Genomic DNA, 21,171 nt, shown 5'->3' with positions numbered 1-21,171 from the left:
GAGACCATGCCGACAAGGAGAGATGGAGCTTTGAACCCTACTGTTTTAAACCAAACTGTCGCCTTTACGAATCGCACACAACGCAAATTGGAGCAGATTTTGCACCCAAGCTATACGCTATGCAAAGAGGATGTCGTCTGGATTCTAGAATTTATTAAGAAAAAAGTGGCTGAAGAAGACCCGATGATGCAAGGTCTCACTCAACCACGATTATTAAGAAATTTCCGTTATTTTGCTGAGGTCTCCCTGATGCTCATCCACAAACGTAATGGCTTCGATCAAGAGGCTGACCGCCTGAAAATGTGGCTTCGAGAAGCCGCCTACGGCTTACAAGAAGAGGCTTAATACCTATTCCTACTCGTTACTCATCCAGTTGTAGTGGAAGGATCCTTCTTTGTCCACACGTTGGAACGTATGAGCGCCGAAGTAATCACGTTGTGCTTGCAACAGGTTAGCCGGCAATCTTTCTGTACGGTAGCTGTCATAGTAAGCAAGTGCAGATGCGAAGGAAGGTACCGCGATACCGCGAGTAACTGCTTCTGCGATCACTTGTCTCCATGATTGTTGGTAGTTATCTACTACGCCTGTGAAGTAGGAATCAAGCAACAGGTTTTTCAATTCTGGATTGCGATCGTACGCATCCTTGATATTTTGAAGGAATCTAGCACGAATGATACAGCCGCCGCGGAAAATCATCGCGATGCTGCCGTATTTCAGATCCCATTTATATTCTTCAGAAGCTGCTCTCATTTGAGCAAAACCTTGTGCATACGAACAAATTTTGCTTGCATAAAGAGCTTGACGAACAGCCTCGATAAACGCTTTGCGATCCCCTGTAAATGCTGGAGCATCAGGTCCTTTGAGTACTTTGCTCGCTGCTACGCGTTCTTCCTTCATCGCAGAGATGAAACGGGAGAATACGGACTCCGTGATGATGGAAAGCGGCACGCCAAGGTCCAGAGCACTTTGACTGGTCCATTTTCCTGTTCCCTTTTGTCCTGCGGAATCCAGAATTACGTCAACCATTGGTTTACCAGTTTCAGCATCATATTTCGTGAAAATATCACGCGTGATTTCGATGAGGTAGCTGTCCAGCTCCCCGTTATTCCACTCTGTGAAGATCTCATGAAGCTCTTCTGTGCTTACATTCAAAACATCCTTCAACAATTGGTAAGCTTCGCAAATCAATTGCATATCTCCGTACTCAATGCCGTTGTGCACCATTTTTACATAGTGGCCCGCGCCGTCTGGTCCGATATACGTACAACAAGCATCTTCGCCAACTTTAGCAGAGATTGCCGTTAGAATAGGCTCTACCAATTTATAAGCGTCTTCTTGGCCTCCTGGCATGATCGCAGGTCCTTTAAGCGCGCCCTCTTCACCGCCGGAAACACCCGTTCCAACGAAACGAATACCATGAGCTTCAAGCTCTTTGTTGCGACGTTGTGTGTCAGGGAAGAATGCATTTCCGCCATCGATCAAAATATCGCCTTTATCCAAATGCGGAAGCAATTGGTTGATTGTATCGTCTGTAGGTCCGCCTGCTTTGACCATGATCAAAATTTTGCGCGGCACTTCCAGGGATTGAACGAACTCTTCAACCGTGTATGTACCAACGAGTTGTTTACCAGCCGCTTCTTGAAGAAGCTCCTTCGTTTTCTCAGCAGAACGGTTGAATACGGATACCGTAAAGCCTCTGCTTTCAATGTTTAATGCTAAGTTTTTCCCCATTACCGCTAAACCTACAACACCTATTTGTTGCTTAGACATGTCTCTCATACACCCTTCCGATATATAAATAGTTAAATCGTCATCGCGCCAAAACCGCCATCTACTCTCAAAACCGTTCCTGTCACAAAGCTCGAAGCTTTCTCTGAAGCCAGGTACACTGCAGCACCTTGAAGCTCGGCAGCTTCACCAAATCGATTCATTGGCGTATGACGCATAATGGATTCGATTCGTTCAGGCGACAAAATCTTACGATTCTGCTCTGCTGGGAAGAAGCCAGGAATAATTGCGTTCACACGTACGCGACTCGGAGCGAATTCACGAGCAAGGTTCTGTGTGATATTATTCACAGCTGCTTTGGAAGCGGAGTAAGTGAATACACGAGAAAGTGGCGGATCAGAGGAAACGGATGAAATATTAATAATGCTTCCGCCTTCACCTCGTTCAACCATGTATTTCCCGAACACTTGGCAGGCTAACACGACACTTTTCAAATTTACCTCCATAATAGAATCCCATTCTTCCATGGAAATGTCAAAGAAAGGCGTCGCACTATTTTTACCTGGACAATTCATAAGAATATCCGCACTGCCCGACCAAGCGATAACATCCTGGAGAACTTGCTCTAAATCCTCACGTTTGGTTGCATCTGCTTGGAAAGTCTGTGCTTCGCCGCCGATTGCTGCAATGCTTTCGCGAACCAGCTCGCTTTTCTCTTGATTACGTCCAACGATGGCTACTTTAGCGCCATGTCCAGCCAAGGCTAATGCCATGGATCCACCAAGTGTACTATTACCGCCAATAATAACTGCTGTTTTCCCAGAAAGATCGAATAAGTTCATTGTCGTCATCCTCTCGATTAATGTTGCTTGGCAAGCATTGAATTATGATTGAGGACTCCGTAGGTGCTGACCTTGAAAAGCAGTGATCGCGTCGAATTGATCTTTTAACTGATGATATACGCTCGTATAAATAGATGTCAATTGTTGATAAACGCGATAATTATTTTCATTCACCTCGTGAGCCTTGCCTACTCCTATCCATTTGTGTGCATGGGATAAGTCTTCAATCTCTCCCATCGCGAGTAAACCAAGCAATGCTGCGCCAATTCCTGAGCTCTCAATGGAGTCTGGAACCGTAACTGCCGTACCGAGCATATCGGTCATCATTTGACGCCAGAACTCGGAACGAGCGAAGCCGCCGGATGCGCGAATGACCGTTGCAGGTCCCATCATCCGTTCCAACGATGTGGCAACGGCTTGAATGGAGAACATGACGCCCTCTAAGGCGGCACGAATCATATGCTTTTTCTGATGACTGAGCGAAAGCCCGAAGTACACACCGCGCGCATTGGCATTCCAATAGGGTGCTCGTTCACCGGATAGTAAAGGCAGGAAGAGCAATCCATCAGAGCCTGCTCCCACTTCAGCCGCAAGTGCCGTCAAATGATCATAAGGATCCATGCCCATGCGGCGTGCTTCCTCAGCTTCTGCAGTCGCAATCTGATCTCTCACCCAACGGAATACGATGCCTCCGTTATTGATCGGTCCACCCACAACCCAGAACCCCTCTGCCAATGCATAACAGAATAATTTCCCTTCGGGGTCCGTTTGCGGCTTGTTCACGACGCTGCGAACTGCGCCGCTCGTGCCGATGGTGACTGCGACGACGCCTGGCTCGAAGGCACCTACGCCGAGATTAGCAAGGACGCCATCGGAAGCGCCGACAATAAACGGCGTGTCAGAGGACAAGCCCATCGCAGCCACATAGGCGGCGCTTAACCCTTCAACACGATGTGTCGTTGGGACAAGCGTCGATAGCTGCTTAGGTGTTACACCGGCATAGTCGAGTGCGCCTGCGTCCCAATCCAATTGCTCCAGATTGAATAATCCGGTCGCGCTCGCCAGTGAATGGTCGATCAGATATTGACCAAATAACTTGGCAAATACATATTCTTTAATCCCAATAAATTTATGAGTATTTCGAACAAGCTCGGGTTCGTGCTCGCCGAACCACTTCAGCTTCAGAAGTGGCGACATGGGATGAATCGGCGTGCCTGTTCTCGCATAAATCTGTTGTCCAAGACCGTTAAGCTTCAAATCCTCCGCATACTTGCTGCTGCGATTATCCGCCCATGTAATACATTGCGTTAGCGGCTTATTGTGCTCATCTACGGCAATTAAGCTGTGCATCGCGGAGCTGAAGGACACGCATAACACTTGTTCAGACGTGATGCCTTGCTTGCGAACGACTGCGCCAATTCCCTGCACGACTGCATCAAATATTTGCTCCGGATCTTGCTCAGCTCGATCTGCGGCAGGTGTGAATAACGGATACTCAATGAAATGGGATGCGAGCACGCGTCCATCGCGATCAATGACTAGTGTTTTGGTGCTTGTTGTACCAATATCGGCTGCTATGATATATGGCTTCTGACTTTGCGTCATTTGCTAATATTCCCCTCTGCATCGAATGATAGCTCATAAGGCTCTGATAAAATCTCAATATCCGGATGCTGACGAGCAGCTTCAAGAAGGTTCACTGAAATTTCAATTTCACCAAGGTGAAGTGTGTCTTGAATGCGTACAAGCTTACAGGTCGTGTAATCTAAGATATTGCAAGTCTTCACGGCCGCTTTGATGGCATAGAAATCATTCTCTAACGTAGTAGCGATTTTCGTAGGTGCACACACAGTTGACGTTAATCCGTTGGCATACGTGAATTCTAGGTTTGTCTTATCAACAAGTCGTTGGGTCGTAAAATCTGCCGTACCTACACCATTGGCGTTGCCTTTGGTTTCATGTGTCAAATCAAGGACAACCATCTTCGACACTTCTGGCCCGCCATGCGCGTACGGAGTAGGATATCGTCCCGTTACGTTGGGATCCATGCCGTCACCGCTAATATTTTTACCGATATAATCAATCACAAGCACATCGATTTCATCGAATAAAATTTTCGGCAAACGTGACTTGGCTTCAACGAGAAGAAGCTCCTCACGCGCTTCAATTTCGGCTGCTGGCAGTACCTCAACCTGACAGGTCTCGTCGTAGGCATTCTCAACAAGTGCAACTCCGAAGACAATTGGCAGCTTCTCAATCATCAAATTCGCCATCGCAGGGACATTCTCTGCCATGTATTTAAAGCCAAGTTGATGACAGGCTTCTGCACCTTTTTGCTTGCCAAGACCAATCGCGATCATCTTCATGATGCCGCTCTCAATGCGCCCGCGGAATGCTGTATGCGGCTTAACGCGGTTGATCACGACAATGGCATCCGCTTCTGACGCGATGCGATCCACATAAACAGGCAACCCATTCGGCAGTTGATCGATTTTTACCACGTCCATCGAAGAACGGATCGGCGCTCCCATGGTTTCTTCTGTAATGCCAAAGTGTTGCAGCACCTCCGTTTGTCCTTCTGCCGTTGCCCCGCCATGGCTGCCCATGCAAGGAACGATAAACGGATGTGCCCCTCTTGCCTTGATTGCATCTAAGGTTGTTTTCGTGAAGCCTGCGATATTCGCAATCCCCCTGCTTCCTACCGCAACAGCAACTTGCTGTCCTGGAAGGATGCTTGGCATAACGCCGCTGCTTTCGAGCTTATCTGCAAGCTCCTGCAGGGGATTTTCCAAGATCGAACGATCAAACTTCTGACGAATTTTGACCATTTGCGGAATCGGAATATCATTTAACAACTCTCTTAGAATACTCATCGACTTCTCCCACTTTCCTTATGCTTGTAATGGTTGCACAGATTCCCGAATAATGAGCTCTGTTCGCAAGAGCAATTGCTCGGTTTCATTCAATTTATTTTCTATATTACCTAGGAGACGCAGAGCGCCTTCTTTGCTAATTTGTTCAATCGGCCGTCGTACGGTCGTTAAGGCTGGAGTTACATACGCAGCGAAAACGGTATCATCGAAGCCAACCACAGAAATGTCTTTTGGGACTTGTAAACCAGCTTCAAACACGGCCTTAATAGCTCCCAATGCCATCTCATCGTTGCAGCAAAAAACAGCTGTAGGTCTCTCCGAGAGCTTCAGGAAGCTCTGCATCGCCTTATGCCCGCTTTCTAAATCATACAATCCAGGCATACGATAGGCAGCTGGAACTGTGATTCCGTAATGCCCCATGGCTCGTTCAAAGCCATCCTTCCGATTTTGCGCGGATTTGAAGCCTTTGCGGCCTTCGATAAGCGCAATTTTCTTATGCCCTTGATTAACCAAGAAGGCGCCTGCATGAAAAGCACCCTGCTCTTCATCAGAAAGCACATTCAGAACACCAGCGGTATCCACGGGCCGATTCAAGACGACTAGCGGAATCCCTTTGTTCGCAATGTGCTCAATGATCGGCCCATCATCGTCACTTTGGCTGACAATGATGATGCCATCAAAGCTTTTCTTCGTGATGGAATGAAAGCTTGTATAATCATCAATGCCTTTAACAATTAACTGGTAACGATCTCGAATCACCGAGTTGACCCCACGAATAGCTTCGTAAAAGAAGCCCGCGGAAGTTCCATTGCTTAGTGTGGTAAAGAATAGCCCCAAGTTATACGAACGATCCAGCACTAAACTCTTCGCATTATAATTCGGCGTGTAATCCAGCTGTTCAGCGATGATGCGAATGCGCTCCTTGGTCTCCTCTTGGATGAGCGGACTGTTGTTCAACGCTCTGGAAACTGTCGTGTGGGATACACCCGCGAGCTTCGCAATATCCTTAATGGTTGCGCTCATACCTTCACCTCTATCTGAAGCATATCACATCTATGCACACGTTAACAATAGTCTTTTTGCAGCACAAAAAAACTCCCCTCTCAGGGAGTCCTTCATGTATTATTCTTTGAAAAAGGCCGGTAAATAGGGACGATTCTGCTCCAGCATCTCATCCATTAATATCTTGGCTACCGAAACAGAAGGCACTAAAGGATGATGAACAAGTGCCTGAAGAACAAGGTCACGACTTCCCGTGACAGCCGCTTCAATCGTCAAACGCTCGTAGGTTTTGACCGCGTGAATTAGTCCCTTCACATGTTCTGGCACCTTGGTTAATCCCATGGGTACAGGACCTTGACCAGTGACGACGCAGTTAACCTCGATGCAGGCATCATTGGGCAGGAAATCAAGGATCCCATTGTTACTCACATTCAGCGTTTGAATATCTCGGCGATCATTATAAAGCGAAATCATCAAATTCACTGCTGCTTCCGAATAATAAGCACCGCCGCGCTTCTCTAATTGCTTCGGCTTCTCCTGTAAATCTGGATCCTGATACAGCTTGAACAGCTCGTCTTCCACGCGTTTGACAACCTCTGCTCGCGTACCGTTTTCTTTCAACGAAGCCAATTGTTCTTCGAGCATCACATCTGTCATATAGAAGTACTTCAAATAATAGGATGGCAGTGCGTGCAGTGAGCGCAGGAAATCGACATCCCACTCGCTAGCCGGTACGTTCTTGCCGCTGTATTCTTCTCTTTTATCCAATAGTTCAGTTAATTTATCCTCACCATCAATCTCAGCTCGGGTCACCCAATGAAGATGATTTAATCCCACGAACTCGGTATAAATCTGTTTCTGCTCAACGTTATATTTGTTCATCAACCATTTGTGCAAACCTATTGGCGCGTTACATAGGCCGATGCTTTTCACCTTCGAATGCTTATGAATCGCCTCGGTTACCATACCCGCTGGATTCGTAAAATTCAAAAGCCAAGCATTCGGACTTAATTCCTCAATGTCCTTGCAAATGTCCAGGAGCACAGGAATCGTCCGGAGCGCTTTCATCATCCCGCCTGGCCCCGTCGTTTCTTGGCCAATTACACCGTATTTATTCGGGATATGCTCATCCCATTTGCGAGCCTCGAGTAAGCCCACACGCATTTGGGTACTAACAAAGTCCGCATCTTTAATCGCCTCTCGGCGATCTAAGGTTAGATACACATCGATTGGCAAGCCTGATTTCTCGATCATTCTTTTCGCCAGATTACCGACGATTTCCAGCTTATGTTTACCCGCTTCTACATCAACAAACCAAAGCTCTTTGACAGGAAGCTGCTCATAACTTTTAATAAAACCTTCTACGATTTCCGGTGTATAGGATGAACCTCCACCAATAATGGCAATTTTCAGGGCACCTTTCATTCCATTCACGTCCAATCTCTAGTTTGTAGGTATGTCCTCATAATTTGAAACTGTTTTAAGATTATCGTAGGCTTCTTGACTTAGGGCATTTCCCTCTGCTTCCATCGCACACCATACAGCACCTACAACTGGTTCTACACTTAATTTGACAACAGCTGCCTTAGGCGCAATCTGATGGACAGCTTGTTCAATGTATTTATGCACATAAGAGCCTTCACCTCTCGTGACCACACTGCCCGCAAGGACAACATCGAATTGTTCATCCTGCATGCTAAGCCGATTAATAACCGCTACAGCAGACTTGCCGAGCTCTTCCCCTTGGATTTGCAAAATACGGCATGCCACTTCATCGTCTTGCTTCGCGGCTTCAAACAAGAGCTTCGTCAAATGAAGCGGAATGGGCTTCTCGTGATCCATAAAGTCATTAAACATATCATCTACTGTTGTATAGCCAAGTTCCCTCAGCACCAAATCGGTCAATAACGTCTGACGCTCTCTTCCATCCCATGCTCGAATGACAGAACGAAACGCCTCGACCGCCAAGGTCCCGCCACCGCCAAAGTCGCCGAATTGATAAGTAAAGCCTCCGCATTGATAAAAGCTTCCTTGCCGATTCTTCCCTGCACTATTCGTTCCACTTCCGCAAATGAGAACTACGCCGAACGGCTGTGAGGTGCCCGCCCGAAGCGCAATCATCGTGTCGCAGTCAATCTCGTACTTACTAAATCCAAGCTCCTTAATTAGCGGACGAAGAATATCATAATCAATCGGCCGATCCGCACCGGCTAGTCCAAAAAAGGCAAACGTAATATCCTCGCGCGTTAAGCCCGCAGCTTGCAATGCCATTTCTACAGAGCTAGTAATGTTGCTTCGTGCACGATCAACACCTAACTGGTGATTGCCATTTCCACTATGTCCTTTGCCAATAACACGGCCTGTGGCATCGGTGATAAGGGTATATGTTTTACTGCCGCCTGCGTCTACGCCTAAATAGTACGTCATTTCTGCTGTCTCCTTGCTGTAGTTTCTCTAATAATTAACTCCGGGGTTAACTGAATCGTTTGATGTGCTTCGGTTTCACCGTCAATCCAGCGCATTAATTCTTCAACGGCGGAACGTCCAAGTTCGGTAGCTGGTTGACGTACCGTTGTTAAATGCGGACGGAATTCCGAGGCAAAAATTTGATCATCAAATCCCACGATCGAGATATCTTTAGGTATTTGGTATCCTACTGTTTTGCAAGCATCCATTATGCCAAGAGCAATGAAATCGTCCGCAGCGAACACCGCAGTAGGCAGCTTTTCTTTACGAATCCAACTATCTGCAATCTCATAACCCGATGTTATGCTAAATTCACCTTGTTGAATCCACAATTTGTTTAAGCCCGCTTCTTGCATTGCGTGAATGTATCCACGTTCCCGTTCAGCACTACTTAAAAAAGGTTTAGATCCTCGAATATGGGCGATTTCCGTATGTCCAAGTTCAATTAAATGCTTGGTTGCCTCGTAGCCGCCTTTGAAATTATCGACAATGATAGATGAAACGGATTCATGCGTTTGCTGATTATCTAGGAGAACAAAAGGAATTTTCTTTTTACGCAACTCAGAAACATAAGCTTCTTCATTCGTTGGAGATACTACTATAAGTCCATCCACTCGATCCTCTTGAAACAATGAATTCTCGAAGGATGTAAACACGTCGGTTGAGATCGATAACGCCAAAAAATAGCCTCGCTCTGCCAGTCGGTCGTTCATTTCCTTGACTACAGCATCAAAGAATGAATCATTCAGATTGGAGATCGCTACGCCGATTATGCCGGTCTTTCCTCTTGCTAAGCTGCGAGCCGCAGCATTGGGCTGATATTCAAGCTCCTTCATAGCTTGCAGCACTTTCTGCCGATTCCCTTCGCGCACCGTACCTGCTTGATTAATAACGCGGGAGACCGTGACCACAGAAAGTCCACTCTTCTTCGCTACATCAAAAATACTGACTTTCATGGCTCCATCTCCTTTAAATAATCCGAAAGTTTAAGCGCTTTAACTTTTATAAAATTATTATAAACGAAGCTTGATGAATGCACAAGTCTCCATCCTAACCCCCATATAAACACACAAAAGAGAGTCCCGTATACCATGCATACAGGCTCTCTTTCATCCCAAGACACTATTCATTATCACATCTCCAGTAGAAGCATTTCTTGTCTCAACTCAATTAATTTGACTTTACTTTCCATCACGGCTTTGGAATCCCCGGAAGATAGCGCATCTTGCAGCGTAGCTAATTCATAATCAAGCTCCATACGCAAAATAGGGATTCGTTCATCCGTCCGCTTCGATCTTAGTGCTTGCATGACTTCTTCTACGGTCACAGCAGGCTCCTTCTGATACAGCACCTTATGCTCGATTCCGCTGATTTCCACCATGCGGATGATTTCTCCGAACATAATATTCTCGATGAGAATTTGCCGATCCTTGAATCTTTTAACCACAGCATGACCGCGTGTATCCCCGATCAGCTTCTCCATCATTTCAGCGAGCTTCTCATCCTTAAATGAATAATTGCCAACGATCTTATACTTCTCGCCAATTCGTTCGAATTTCAGCTTAATCAGCTTGCGTCCAGTCCGAATAGAAATGATAAACTGAAGTTCACTTTCATTCCAGTACAGCGAGTAGCCTTCTTGAATGAGTGCTTTAATGAAGTTCCGGATTAGCCGGCGATCAAATCGTAACTCTAGGTTGCAATACTCCACTTCATGACTCTTACTCACGGCAATCCCCTCCATAATTGGCGCATATTCATTTGTTTAAATATTCAGACAACTTGTGTTCTTACAGTTATCTTATTATGAATTCTATGTTTTAGCAACTTGGATTATGGATATTTTTTTAAAAGAAAGCGTACAAAAAAGCCGATGCCTGTTTGCCATCAGCTACAGCCCATGTTTAGTCCAACCTATGTTTAATGCCAGCCCCAGAAAAAACCATCACGTTCCCAAGCCGCTTTACCGCCATGCAATTTCTTGAAGATTTTCTTGACTTCTTTGGAAATCGATTGATTTCCATTGTCATTGACGTAAATAAAGGATTCCCCAAAATGCTTAAGAATATAGTCAACCGCATCCTTTTGATACAAAATTCCCGCGGATTTCAATTCAGTCAGCATCCACTCTGCCACATCGTTCGCTGTCATGCTCTAACCATTCTCCCTTCACTGTCCATTCGAGCATTATATCACATATCCTTGCAAAATCCGCACCTGACTAGGGACACCAGCACAATCACTTCAGATATCGCTTTAAGCCCATTCCATCCCGCGGATAGATCCATATGCTATTTCGAAAGTCCTTAAACAGGTCTTAAGAAAGAGAGGGTGAATCATATGGGTTATGGCGTAGCAGGTGTTGGCGGCGTTGGCTGTGGTGGCGGTTATGGATCTTCAGCAGCAATCTTAGTTCTTTTCATCTTGTTGGTTATTATCACTAGCGCATTCGTTATTTAATAGTTATCCGATACGAAAGGGCAGCCCCTTCCTTTAGGGCTGCCCTTTTAGTTGAATTAAGCGTTACTTCCCAGCCTCGATGTCTTCACTTGAAGTGCTTGCAACAAGATAATCAATCGTATTATCTGACCGCAATGTTTCAGTCAATACGATTGTTGTTCGGAAATAGTGGCCTTTACTCATTAGCAAGTAGCTATATGTGTTTTCCCCAGTAGTCAATTTATCAATGATGACAGGATTCCACGAATAAGCCACATCTCCAATTTGAAAATACCGGTATCCATCCACATACTCCTTCAAGCGCTTTAGTTTGGTTGGGTCCTTCTCCCCCGACACGACGAGTGATTCATAATTCGAATAGGACATTCGGGGAGGCTCGTTCCCCCAAACTTTTCTCAATTCCAGCTCACTCACATAAAGTTGACCCGTAAATTTCTCTTTCGCCTTGCGCAAGCCATCTGTGCGAATTCCCATCCGCTCAACATCCGTTAACCGGTAATACGCTTGATCCGTATTATTGATTAACACGGGATAAGTAGCTCCCCGATAATCCAAATATTGTGCGTATGGATAATGCAGCACTATTTCGGCATAATCCGTTACATTGCCCTCGGTAGGCTGATTCGAATAAATCCGCGGATTGACATAGATGGTTTTGGTGCTTTCCTGCCAATTCACAACGGCACCCAAATAGCCAGCTAATTCCTTCACAGGCAAATAACTCGAATTATTATAAATTAACGGCGGATTCGCTAGCTGAACGGCTTGACCATTCACAACTACCTTATAATCACTTCGCAGATACGCATCAACTCGTTGAAGCACATCCTGTGCGTATACACCTGCCCCAAAGCATGTTCCCATTAAGGTTCCTATGATGGCAACTTTTGACCATTTCGGCATCTTCTTCATTCGTATTCCTCCTGTACCATTCCTTCGCTTGTTGTCAATAGGATTCGACAAATTCCTGAATTTCCCTGCTTGATTCGACAATATCGGTCTAATGACCTATAGAGCCTGTACGAAACTCCCCCATGCATTGCGGGAAGCGTCAAATTGCTTTAGAATTGTTGAAAACCATGAATGTGAAATGAGGACCTCCAAAGATGAGTTTTACAGGATTTACACAACACGATTTCAATACCTTCATGATTGAAGGCTTAGACGGACGTATGGCTGCCATTCGCGAGCGAATTCAACCTAAGTTTAAAGCGCTTGGCGATGTGCTGGCCGCAGAACTATCCGTACAATCTGGCACCGAAATGTTTCTTCATATTGCGAAGCATTTACGCCGTAAAATCAATCCACCTGTCGACACTTGGATGGCTATATGTCCTAACAAACGAGGCTACAAGCAGGTGCCTCACTTCCAAGTAGGCCTATTCGATGATCGTGTTTTCATTTGGCTAGCACTCATTTATGAACTTCCAAACAAGGGTAATATCGCGAAGACGTATATGAACCATCTAAAACAGATTCAAAAAGAAATTCCTGCGGATTTCCTGCTCTCTTTCGATCATATGAAAAAAGATACAACACCTGTGTCCAAGCTTGACACTAAGGGTTGGAACGAAGCCCTTACACGTTTCCGCGATGTCAAAAAAGCCGAGCTGCTCATAGGTAAAAACATCAGCTTCGATGACCCTGTGTTAGCTAAACCCGCTGAATTAGAGCATTTGATTGAACAAACCTTCGAAAAGCTTCTTCCATTGTACAAGCTTGCCGTAGACACGCCATCACTCTAAATTCATTAAAAATTTATGTTATCTTAAGGTTACATTCAACTAAAACGAGGCTTTCCTGCGCAGACTATATCCTGTAATTCCCAGTAAACAGGAAAGGAGGCCTCGCATACATTGGAAAACAACAAAATGAGAAAGCTGCTTATCAGCTCGATCGCTCTCACCTGTATCTTGGGTGGAAGCCTTACGGCTGTCGCACAAAACCCTGATTCTGACGAGCAGCCAACCGTGCAATGGCAACAAGCTGACGAGAAAGGTCAAGGTGGACATCACAAACGAAAATGGCCGATTATTGAAGAATCAGCCACCGTTATCGGTGTCGACAAAGAAGTCCTCTTCAAATCACTGAAGAGCGGGAAAAGCATTGTTGAAGTCGCTGCCGAAAAAGGAATTTCAGAAGCTGATTTAACTGCCAAGCTCCAGCAGATGCGGACAACGAAAATTGAAGCCGCTGTGAAAGATGGCAAGCTAACCGCCGATCAAGGCGATCACATGAAGCAAAAGCTCGGCGAGCACCTAAAGTTCATTCTCAACGAGAAGAACCTGTTAGCTCACCATCCTGGACATGGCAAGCATAAGTTCGGGTTAAAGCCTGACACAGAGAAGCTTGCCCAATCGCTTGGCATGACGAAAGACGAGCTCCGTACGCAGCTTAAAGCGGGCAAGTCTTTAACAGAGATTGCGCAAGCGAAGGGTATCTCCAAAGACAAGCTAGTGGTATCCATCAAAGATCAACTTACACCATCCATCGAGAAATGGGTTGATCACAAAATGGAACCAAAAGCGAAAAAGTAACTTTTTGTATGAGACGAGGGGCATTCTGCGGAATGCCTCTTTGCTTGCATGCCTTTTTAGGAAAAATGAGTGATTACTCACTTCTCAATCGCATACATTTGTCGTATGATTAGTTTAGCTTTATTAGTGAGTGATTACTCACTTTACTATTTTCCGAAAGAGGTGCAGGCTTATGACATCATCCACATCGATACAAGTGCAAGGGGTCAGCAAGCAATTTGGAGAGAAAATGGTACTGAAGGACATTACACTTGCAGTACCGACTGCGCAGATTTTTGGACTCCTAGGCCCTTCTGGGTCGGGTAAAACAACACTCGTGCGCATGATCGCAGGCATTGACGCCCCCACATCCGGTCAGGTGCACGTGCTCGGTCAAAAGATGCCACAGCTAGCCATGCTCTCACAGATCGGCTATATGGCACAATCAGATGCCTTATACACCGAATTAACAGCGCAGGAGAACCTGGCATTTTTTGCAGCCTTGTATGGACTCAAAGGCGCCAAATGTAAGCAGCGCATACAAGCGGTTATGGAGCTAGTTGATTTGAGTGACCATTTGAAGAAGCAAGTCAGCAATTATTCTGGGGGCATGAAGCGACGATTATCACTCGCTATTTCCTTACTTCATGAGCCTAGCATTCTCATTCTTGACGAGCCAACAGTAGGGATTGACCCTGTCTTGCGTAAATCAATTTGGCAGGAGTTAACGAATCTTAGCCTGAAGGGAACGACCATTCTCTTGACCACACATGTCATGGATGAAGCAGACAAATGTCATCAACTTGGCATGATTCGTGACGGCAGCCTCACCGCTATAGGTACGCCGGAGGAATTAAAAACAGCTACCTCCTCCTCCTCAATTGAAGAAGCATTCTTAGTATATGGAGGTGCTGGAGCATGAGAATTCGCGCTATTGTCATTCGCATTCTTCGCCAATTTTTCCACGATAAACGAACACTCATGATGATGCTTGTTGCCCCTATGCTGATCTTATTCATGATGTCTTTAGTGTTTAATGGCAACACCTACGTACCTAAACTTGGAGCCGTGAATGTCCCTGCCCCACTCATTCAGAAGCTGCAGGATTTGAATGCGGAAGTCACGGTATATACTGCAGATGAAGCTCAAAAGGAGCTGGACAATGTCAACTTAGACGCGGTGCTCAGCATGATTGGAACAACACCGCAACTGACACTCGAAGGCAGTGATCCGAGCAAGAATAAAGCTGTGCTCTTTTTACTGCAAAAAGCTCTTCAGAACGCCGCTCCCGCTGGCACCGCTGCAGCTCTCGCGCCTACGATTATCTATTTACATGGCGCCGCTGACATGGCTGCATTTGATAATTTCGGACCGGTACTCATTGGCTTTTTCGTTTTCTTTTTCGTCTTCCTGCTTTCCGGTGTGTCTTTCCTGAGAGAACGTACGGGCGGAACCTTGGAGCGATTGCTCGCCACACCATTGCGCAGATGGGAGATTGTCGTCGGGTATATCCTTGGCTTCGGGATCTTCACAACCTTGCAAGCTACACTCATAGCTTGGTTTGCAACTACCGTGCTAGGCCTCATGTTGGTAGGCTCCTTCTGGTATGTCCTGCTCATTACCCTGCTGCTTGCTCTAGCGGCGCTCTCATTAGGAACATTGATTTCAGCCTTTGCCAACAATGAATTCCAAATGATTCAGTTCATTCCGCTCATCATTGTGCCTCAGGTATTCTTCTCCGGCTTGTTCAGCTTGGATACGATGTCGGTTTACCTTCGCTGGATCGGTCATTTGATGCCGTTATATTACGGAGCTGACGCCCTGCGGAATATTATGATTCGCGGCGCTGGCTGGGATCACATCTGGCTAGACGTGCTCGTGCTCGCGTCATTTACGCTCGTATTTATGGTCTTGAACATTGTAGCATTGAAGAAGCATCGTAAGATATAATGGATGGATGTCTAGCAATTAGTATAAGAGGTGAATGCAATGTCCGAAATCGAGCCATGGTTAACTGAACTGCTGCGTCTGAACGACGAAGAAGAGAAAATGACCGAGAAACAGATTAAGATTGTTCAAGCGGCCGTGGAGATTTTCTCTGAGAAAGGTTTTGCAGGCTCCTCGACGAGCGAGATTGCTCAGAAGGCTGGTGTAGCGGAAGGTACGATCTTTCGTCACTACAAAACGAAAAAAGAACTCCTCCTCTCGATCGTAGCGCCTATGATGACCAAGCTTATAGCGCCGTTCGCGATCAAAGATTTTACGAAAGTCCTAGAGGCAGAATATCCGAGTGTTGAGCAATTTTTACGTGCTATCATCGTGAATCGGCTAGAATTTGCTCGTAAGCATTTTCCTGTGATCAAAATTTTCATGCATGAAATTCCATTCCACAATGAGCTTCGTGAGCAATTTAAAGAGAAGGTTGCCGATCTTGTACTGGAAAAAGCCTATAAAGCGATTCGACATTTCCAGGGGCAAGGTCAAATCATTGACCTTCCAGCACCCACGACGATGCGGCTGATTGTCTCCACCATTATGGGCTTTCTCATAGCCCGTTTTCTGCTTATTCCCGATGCGGATTGGGAGGAAGAGAAAGAAATCGACTATACCATTAAGTTTATTATGTACGGGTTGTCGCCTCGATAGTGAGAGTCGGCGTGGGAATGAGATTGAAAGTGGTTTATCTGCGCTAACAAAAAAGCTGCACATCCTCTCCTTATGGTGAGATGGATGTGCAGCTTTTTAACACATTAGAAAGTATAAGTGTTTGGGGGAAGCGAAGTTTCCGCTTTTGTATGTTTGGTTTATCGGTGGCAAAAAAGCAAAAGAGCATCCTTTTCAGGGAAATTCACTGCTAGGTGTTAAATAAATGCAAAAAGGTATCTTTGGGGCCTAAAATGTTTAATCAGAGCTGAAAATGCAGAAATTGATGCCTATTTGCATCAATTTTAGCTGAAATCGATTATTTGATAGAGAAAGGTTGCATTCTTGCATTTCTGGAGTATTAGTTCGATTTCACCAGCTTAAGCGGCCTCAAAGTAGGCGGCACACTAAAGACCGGCTGAATAGTTCGGCTAAACGTGAAAATCCCGCCCTAGCCACAGGCTGAGGCGGGATTTATTTAAAGGTCTTTGGAGGGCGGCGTAGCCGTTTTTCTCATGACACCGCTCGCTGCTGTGCAGAAGTCTGGCGGTCAACCAAAATGAAGCGCTGCAGCAGCAAGATTGCAGCTAAGCAGAGCACGCCGCCGATGATGAAAGGCAGCGAATGCGCGATCGCGAACACCGCTCCGCCAAGGAGTGGGCCTGCGATGCGGCCCAGGCTGTCCATGGAGGAGCTGAGGCCTGTCGCGACGCCTTGTCCAACCTTCGTCCGCTGCGTAATCAGCGACGTCACGCACGGTCTGATCAGCGCGTTCCCGGCGCCGAAGACCGATAAGTAAATCGCAGCGGTTACGACGCTGCTGGAGTACAGCAGCAGGAAGAAGCCTGCTGCTGAGAGCAATAACCCGATGCCGATGACGAACTGCTCGGCACCCTGCTTCACTAGGCGGCGTACGACGCCGCCTTGGATCAAGGCACCGACGATGCCGCTCGCGAGGAACATCATCCCAATGTCAAACGGCGTTGCGCCGATTTTGTCCATTTGATAATACTGAAGCGTTGCTTCCAGTCCTGCCAAAGTGAACGAAACGAAAAACGATAACACATACAAATACTTCGATGCACCATCAAATGCGGTCCAGCGCGATGGCGCTTTTTCCTTCGACGATCTACGCTTGTCCACCGTCAAGGATTCTTTTAGAATCGCAGCTGCAAACAAGAATGAAGCAAAAGACAGGGCTGCAGCTACGAAGAATGGTGTGTACGTTCCCCATTTGCTAACAATCCCGCCAACCGCAGGTCCGAAGATAAAGCCTAAGCCAATCGACATTCCTACCATGCCCATCCCCTTCGTGCGATTCTCTACCGTAGTAATATCCGCTACATAAGCTACAGCACAAGCCGTTGCCGCGCCTGAGAATAAGCCGCCTAGAATACGGGATACATACATAATCCAAAGTTCATCATTCGCAAAGCCGAAAATTAAGAAGCTTAAACTAAAGCCAAGCAATCCGATTAAGATAATCGGTCTACGGCCAATACGATCCGATAAGCCTCCCCATATAGGAGACATTAAGAATGAAGCTGCCGAGTACACCGATAAAAGTAATGCGTTATGAAACTTCGCGCCTGCGCCATTCACGACCTCAGGCAGCACAGGAATGATAATTCCGAATCCGATAAAGATCGTCATCAGCAACAACATGATGATTCCAATCTGTTTATTCATGATGCGTTAAGCCTCCAAACCAATTCTTTTCCCTTATCGTACCATACCTTTTTTGGGGATGGAAATGAACATTTGAAGAACAAGCAGCCCGATAAGCACAAATCCACTTGTCAAGAATGGCGCGTGATACCCATAGACGTCCCAGAGCTTCCCAGAAACGATAGGGCCAACGATCATCCCGAGCCCTTCAATCGTAAGGAAAAATCCCCAGACTGCTCCTCTTTTCTCAGGTGGAATTGCAGAAGCAATCAAAGCATTCCACGATGGAATGATGAATGCATAACCCACACCGAGCACAGCGACCAAGACGTACAGCAAGCTCATCGATTTCACGTAAGTAAACAGCAGCAGTGCTGACGCACTTAGCGAAAACCCGATGAGTAAAAAAGGACGAATCCCCATACGGTCAACCATTTTGCCCATTGGTATTAGAAAAATGACGGTTACCGCACCTCCAGCAATCAAAAACATACTGTATTGAAAGGAAGAAAGCTGCAGAACTTCTTTGGCGTACAGCGTTAGAATCGGTGTTAAAATCCCTAAAGCAAACGTCTGAGCAAACATGGCGGGAAACATCAGCGGGCTGACCGACATCGATTTACGAACTTCGCTCAAATAAGTAGACACCTTATGAATCCAGCTAAGCCCTTTTTCTTGTTGCGATTTTGTAACAGCCTTCTCCTCTGCTCTACCAGCATTCGTAGTTTGCTTTCGTGGGAGCATGAGCGCGACAAGGACGACCAGCGTCATACAGCCTATAAGCAGCTTGAATGCAAAGGCATAGTCATTTTCACCGACGAAGAAATTAATCGCCACAGGACCTAGCCCTACACCCGACAGCCACGCCATATAAACCACGCTCATGATGGTTGCTTTGCCTTCATCCCCTGCTACCTCCGTTGTCCCCGTAATCACACAGGGCCATAAAGGTGCTGTTCCGAACCCAAGCAGCGCACAGCCGATAATCATCCATATATATTGGGTGGTGATTGCCATCAAAATAACCGATAGGAAAGTCAACAAAACGCCTGTAAGCATCGTAAATCGATAACCAAGGCGATCAATGATCCAACCAACTGGCGTACGTAACACATTATCACCAATATATTGGGCGGCAAGTGTCCATCCAATAATAAATGCAGAAGCGCCGAGAGACGTTTTCATATAGACTGGTAAAATGGTTAAAAGCAAGGCACCCTTTACAAATTCGACAACAAACATAATAATTAACAATTCCATCACAAATGGGGAAAACAACCGATTTTTCCGCCATTTTTGCATCCAAACCATGCGATTTCTCCTTTTTCGCGCCAATTTGCACTTCTCTCTGTTAGTTTGACCCCATTTTGCACAAACTATTTGAAAAAATTAACTTGCATGAAATCTCTAGTTTGATATACTCATTTTGTTTGTTGCGTTCTTGAGGACAAGCAATCCACGATAGAAGGGAAGCGATAATCAGGTGGATCATACCCGTACACCCCTGTTCTCTGCATTGCTTGCGCATGCGGAAAGAAATCCTATTCAGTTTCACATTCCTGGCCATAAAAAAGGAGTCGGCATGGACCCGGAGTTTCGTGCTTTCATAGGCGACAACGCCTTGTCCATCGACCTCATCAATATAGCACCGCTAGATGATCTCCACCAACCGATGGGTGTCATTGAAGAAGCTCAAAAGCTGGCTGCGCATGCGTTTGGCGCGGATCACACCTTCTTTTCTGTTCAAGGCACGAGTGGCGCGATCATGACCATGATTATGACCGTTTGTTCGGAAGGCGATAAAATTATCGTACCGCGAAATGTTCATAAATCCGTACTAGCCGCGATCATTTTCGTTGGAGCTAAGCCCGTCTTTATTCAGCCTGCTCGCGATAAAAATCTAGGAATTGATCACGGTATTCCAACCCGCTCCGTTCGCCGTGCACTCGAGAAGCATCCGGATGCGAAAGCCGTGCTTGTCATCAATCCGACGTATTATGGTGTTTGTACAAACCTCAAAGAAATTGTTGATCTAGTTCACAGCTATAACATGCCCGTTCTTGTTGATGAAGCCCATGGTGTATTGATTCATTTCCATGACAAACTGCCGATGTCCGCCATGGAAGCGGGAGCAGATATGGCTGCTACGAGTGTACATAAGCTTGGCGGTTCCATGACACAAAGCTCCGTTCTTAACGTCAAAGGGAATCGCGTGAATCCGAAACGCATTCAAACGATTATCTCGATGCTAACGACAACATCAACGTCATATATTTTGCTCGCTTCATTAGATACGTCTCGTCGCCATCTGGCTCTCAATGGGCGCGATATGGCTGAACGCACCATTGAACTTGCTCACTATGCGAGAAAGCAAATCAACGAGATTCCTAACCTCTATTGCTTTGGTGAAGAAGTTCTTGGTGAGGAAGCCACGTATGCATATGATCCTACTAAAATCTGTGTCCACGTTCGCAAGCTTGGTGTCACTGGCTTTGAAGTTGAGAACTGGCTGCGCGATCACTACAATATCGAAGTCGAGATGAGTGACATGTACAACATCCTCTGCCTCTTCACACCAGGAGATACCCAAGAGAATGTCGACATCCTTTTAACGGCTTTGCGAGAATTATCCCACATCAATGATGATGTTGTTGAGGTCAAAGAAGTTGTGATCAAGGTGCCAGCGATCCCGCAGTTGACTTTGACTCCACGAGATGCATTCTACGGTGAAACCGAAATTCTGCCATTCAAAGATTCGGCTGATCGTATCATCGCTGAGTTCATTTATGTCTACCCGCCTGGTATCCCGATACTGCTGCCTGGTGAAGTTATTACACAAGAGTTGATCGACTATATTATTGAGCATGTGGAAGTCGGTTTGCCTGTCAAAGGGCCTGAGGATCGCAGTGTGCAACAGGTGAAAGTTATCGTGGAAACACAAGCCATTTTCTAAAAATGTAAAATTATATCGGT

General features: G+C 46.1%; 21 protein-coding genes. 8 read left to right on the top strand and 13 right to left on the bottom strand.

Annotated features, from left to right (window positions below; translation table 11 throughout):
• Positions 1-30 precede the first annotated feature (30 nt).
• On the top strand, positions 31-345 hold the full coding sequence (locus AC58QO_RS04175) for a hypothetical protein (protein ID WP_497264022.1): 315 nt from the start codon (positions 31-33) through the stop codon (positions 343-345).
• 9 nt (positions 346-354) lie between these two features.
• On the opposite strand, the gene gnd is transcribed toward AC58QO_RS04175, so the two are convergent.
• The 10 genes from gnd to AC58QO_RS04125 all read right to left on the bottom strand — a co-directional run bounded on the left by gnd (position 355) and on the right by AC58QO_RS04125 (position 11,062).
• Positions 355-1,770, bottom strand: a complete 1,416-nt coding sequence (gene gnd, locus AC58QO_RS04170) for an NADP-dependent phosphogluconate dehydrogenase (protein ID WP_497264021.1) — start codon at positions 1,768-1,770, stop codon at positions 355-357.
• A gap of 32 nt (positions 1,771-1,802) precedes the next feature.
• Entirely contained in the window at positions 1,803-2,570 is a 768-nt protein-coding gene (locus tag AC58QO_RS04165; protein ID WP_497264020.1) for an SDR family oxidoreductase, read from the bottom strand.
• Between the two features lie 42 nt (positions 2,571-2,612).
• Positions 2,613-4,175, bottom strand: a complete 1,563-nt coding sequence (gene gntK / locus AC58QO_RS04160; protein WP_497264019.1) for a gluconokinase — start codon at positions 4,173-4,175, stop codon at positions 2,613-2,615.
• Entirely contained in the window at positions 4,172-5,443 is a 1,272-nt protein-coding gene (locus tag AC58QO_RS04155; protein WP_497264018.1) for a nickel pincer cofactor-dependent isomerase, group 22, read from the bottom strand. Before AC58QO_RS04155 ends, gntK begins: the two co-directional genes overlap by 4 nt.
• Positions 5,444-5,461: 18 nt before the next feature.
• A complete protein-coding gene (locus tag AC58QO_RS04150) occupies positions 5,462-6,466 on the bottom strand; it encodes a LacI family DNA-binding transcriptional regulator (protein WP_497264017.1) in 1,005 nt (334 codons plus the stop codon).
• Between the two features lie 99 nt (positions 6,467-6,565).
• Positions 6,566-7,870 carry a 6-phospho-beta-glucosidase gene (locus tag AC58QO_RS04145; RefSeq protein WP_497264388.1) on the bottom strand — a complete coding sequence of 435 codons (1,305 nt, stop codon included), beginning with the start codon at positions 7,868-7,870 and terminating at the stop codon, positions 6,566-6,568.
• 18 nt (positions 7,871-7,888) lie between these two features.
• Positions 7,889-8,872, bottom strand: a complete 984-nt coding sequence (locus tag AC58QO_RS04140; protein WP_497264016.1) for an N-acetylglucosamine kinase — start codon at positions 8,870-8,872, stop codon at positions 7,889-7,891.
• Positions 8,869-9,867 (bottom strand): LacI family DNA-binding transcriptional regulator, encoded by a 999-nt coding sequence (locus AC58QO_RS04135; protein ID WP_497264015.1) that lies wholly within the window; start codon positions 9,865-9,867, stop codon positions 8,869-8,871. Before AC58QO_RS04135 ends, AC58QO_RS04140 begins: the two co-directional genes overlap by 4 nt.
• 176 nt (positions 9,868-10,043) lie before the next feature.
• Positions 10,044-10,640, bottom strand: a complete 597-nt coding sequence (locus AC58QO_RS04130) for a YkzI domain-containing protein (protein WP_497264014.1) — start codon at positions 10,638-10,640, stop codon at positions 10,044-10,046.
• Positions 10,641-10,831: 191 nt separating this feature from the next.
• Positions 10,832-11,062 carry a DUF6953 family protein gene (locus AC58QO_RS04125; RefSeq protein ID WP_497264013.1) on the bottom strand — a complete coding sequence of 77 codons (231 nt, stop codon included), beginning with the start codon at positions 11,060-11,062 and terminating at the stop codon, positions 10,832-10,834.
• A 189-nt stretch (positions 11,063-11,251) separates the two neighbouring features.
• Here AC58QO_RS04125 and AC58QO_RS04120 point away from each other — a divergent pair, with 189 nt between their 5' ends.
• Positions 11,252-11,371, top strand: a complete 120-nt coding sequence (locus tag AC58QO_RS04120; RefSeq protein WP_082595333.1) for a YjcZ family sporulation protein — start codon at positions 11,252-11,254, stop codon at positions 11,369-11,371.
• 63 nt (positions 11,372-11,434) lie between these two features.
• On the opposite strand, the gene AC58QO_RS04115 is transcribed toward AC58QO_RS04120, so the two are convergent.
• Complete coding sequence (locus AC58QO_RS04115; protein WP_497264012.1) at positions 11,435-12,283, bottom strand: stalk domain-containing protein; 849 nt, start codon at positions 12,281-12,283, stop codon at positions 11,435-11,437.
• A gap of 194 nt (positions 12,284-12,477) precedes the next feature.
• Here AC58QO_RS04115 and AC58QO_RS04110 point away from each other — a divergent pair, with 194 nt between their 5' ends.
• From AC58QO_RS04110 to AC58QO_RS04090, 5 genes are all read left to right on the top strand, one after another.
• Positions 12,478-13,116 carry a DUF1054 domain-containing protein gene (locus AC58QO_RS04110; protein ID WP_497264011.1) on the top strand — a complete coding sequence of 213 codons (639 nt, stop codon included), beginning with the start codon at positions 12,478-12,480 and terminating at the stop codon, positions 13,114-13,116.
• 111 nt (positions 13,117-13,227) lie between these two features.
• A complete protein-coding gene (locus AC58QO_RS04105) occupies positions 13,228-13,908 on the top strand; it encodes a hypothetical protein (RefSeq protein ID WP_497264010.1) in 681 nt (226 codons plus the stop codon).
• Positions 13,909-14,080: 172 nt separating this feature from the next.
• Positions 14,081-14,809: an ABC transporter ATP-binding protein gene (locus AC58QO_RS04100; RefSeq protein WP_497264009.1), complete on the top strand. Its 729-nt coding sequence runs from the start codon at positions 14,081-14,083 to the stop codon at positions 14,807-14,809.
• Positions 14,806-15,837 carry an ABC transporter permease gene (locus AC58QO_RS04095; RefSeq protein ID WP_497264008.1) on the top strand — a complete coding sequence of 344 codons (1,032 nt, stop codon included), beginning with the start codon at positions 14,806-14,808 and terminating at the stop codon, positions 15,835-15,837. The genes AC58QO_RS04100 and AC58QO_RS04095 overlap by 4 nt, the downstream gene beginning before the upstream one ends.
• 39 nt (positions 15,838-15,876) lie before the next feature.
• Positions 15,877-16,533, top strand: a complete 657-nt coding sequence (locus AC58QO_RS04090) for a TetR/AcrR family transcriptional regulator (RefSeq protein ID WP_497264007.1) — start codon at positions 15,877-15,879, stop codon at positions 16,531-16,533.
• A 510-nt stretch (positions 16,534-17,043) separates the two neighbouring features.
• Here AC58QO_RS04090 and AC58QO_RS04085 read toward each other — a convergent pair.
• Together AC58QO_RS04085 and AC58QO_RS04080 are read right to left on the bottom strand one after the other, a co-directional pair.
• Positions 17,044-18,219, bottom strand: coding sequence for an MFS transporter (locus AC58QO_RS04085; protein WP_497264006.1), 1,176 nt, complete (start codon positions 18,217-18,219; stop codon positions 17,044-17,046).
• Positions 18,220-18,252: 33 nt separating this feature from the next.
• A complete protein-coding gene (locus tag AC58QO_RS04080) occupies positions 18,253-19,578 on the bottom strand; it encodes an MFS transporter (RefSeq protein ID WP_497264387.1) in 1,326 nt (441 codons plus the stop codon).
• Positions 19,579-19,681: 103 nt separating this feature from the next.
• Here AC58QO_RS04080 and AC58QO_RS04075 point away from each other — a divergent pair, with 103 nt between their 5' ends.
• Positions 19,682-21,151, top strand: a complete 1,470-nt coding sequence (locus AC58QO_RS04075; protein ID WP_497264005.1) for an aminotransferase class I/II-fold pyridoxal phosphate-dependent enzyme — start codon at positions 19,682-19,684, stop codon at positions 21,149-21,151.
• The last annotated feature ends 20 nt before the right edge of the window (positions 21,152-21,171 follow it).

The organism is Paenibacillus sp. J31R30, assembly GCF_059692115.1.
This window is presented reverse-complemented; position numbering and strand designations above follow the sequence as displayed.

Bases quoted from the DNA above. Each gene is read 5' to 3' on its own strand.
- AC58QO_RS04125 (WP_497264013.1), bottom strand. From the start codon at position 11,062: ATGACAGCGAACGATGTGGCAGAGTGGATGCTGACTGAATTGAAATCC.
- AC58QO_RS04110 (WP_497264011.1), top strand. From the start codon at position 12,478: ATGAGTTTTACAGGATTTACACAACACGATTTCAATACCTTCATGATT.
- AC58QO_RS04145 (WP_497264388.1), bottom strand. From the start codon at position 7,870: ATGAAAGGTGCCCTGAAAATTGCCATTATTGGTGGAGGTTCATCCTAT.
- gnd (WP_497264021.1), bottom strand. From the start codon at position 1,770: ATGTCTAAGCAACAAATAGGTGTTGTAGGTTTAGCGGTAATGGGGAAA.
- AC58QO_RS04150 (WP_497264017.1), bottom strand. From the start codon at position 6,466: ATGAGCGCAACCATTAAGGATATTGCGAAGCTCGCGGGTGTATCCCAC.
- AC58QO_RS04165 (WP_497264020.1), bottom strand. From the start codon at position 2,570: ATGAACTTATTCGATCTTTCTGGGAAAACAGCAGTTATTATTGGCGGT.
- AC58QO_RS04120 (WP_082595333.1), top strand. From the start codon at position 11,252: ATGGGTTATGGCGTAGCAGGTGTTGGCGGCGTTGGCTGTGGTGGCGGT.
- AC58QO_RS04135 (WP_497264015.1), bottom strand. From the start codon at position 9,867: ATGAAAGTCAGTATTTTTGATGTAGCGAAGAAGAGTGGACTTTCTGTG.
- AC58QO_RS04155 (WP_497264018.1), bottom strand. From the start codon at position 5,443: ATGAGTATTCTAAGAGAGTTGTTAAATGATATTCCGATTCCGCAAATG.
- AC58QO_RS04095 (WP_497264008.1), top strand. From the start codon at position 14,806: ATGAGAATTCGCGCTATTGTCATTCGCATTCTTCGCCAATTTTTCCAC.
- AC58QO_RS04140 (WP_497264016.1), bottom strand. From the start codon at position 8,872: ATGACGTACTATTTAGGCGTAGACGCAGGCGGCAGTAAAACATATACC.
- gntK (WP_497264019.1), bottom strand. From the start codon at position 4,175: ATGACGCAAAGTCAGAAGCCATATATCATAGCAGCCGATATTGGTACA.
- AC58QO_RS04085 (WP_497264006.1), bottom strand. From the start codon at position 18,219: ATGAATAAACAGATTGGAATCATCATGTTGTTGCTGATGACGATCTTT.
- AC58QO_RS04090 (WP_497264007.1), top strand. From the start codon at position 15,877: ATGTCCGAAATCGAGCCATGGTTAACTGAACTGCTGCGTCTGAACGAC.
- AC58QO_RS04115 (WP_497264012.1), bottom strand. From the start codon at position 12,283: ATGAAGAAGATGCCGAAATGGTCAAAAGTTGCCATCATAGGAACCTTA.
- AC58QO_RS04100 (WP_497264009.1), top strand. From the start codon at position 14,081: ATGACATCATCCACATCGATACAAGTGCAAGGGGTCAGCAAGCAATTT.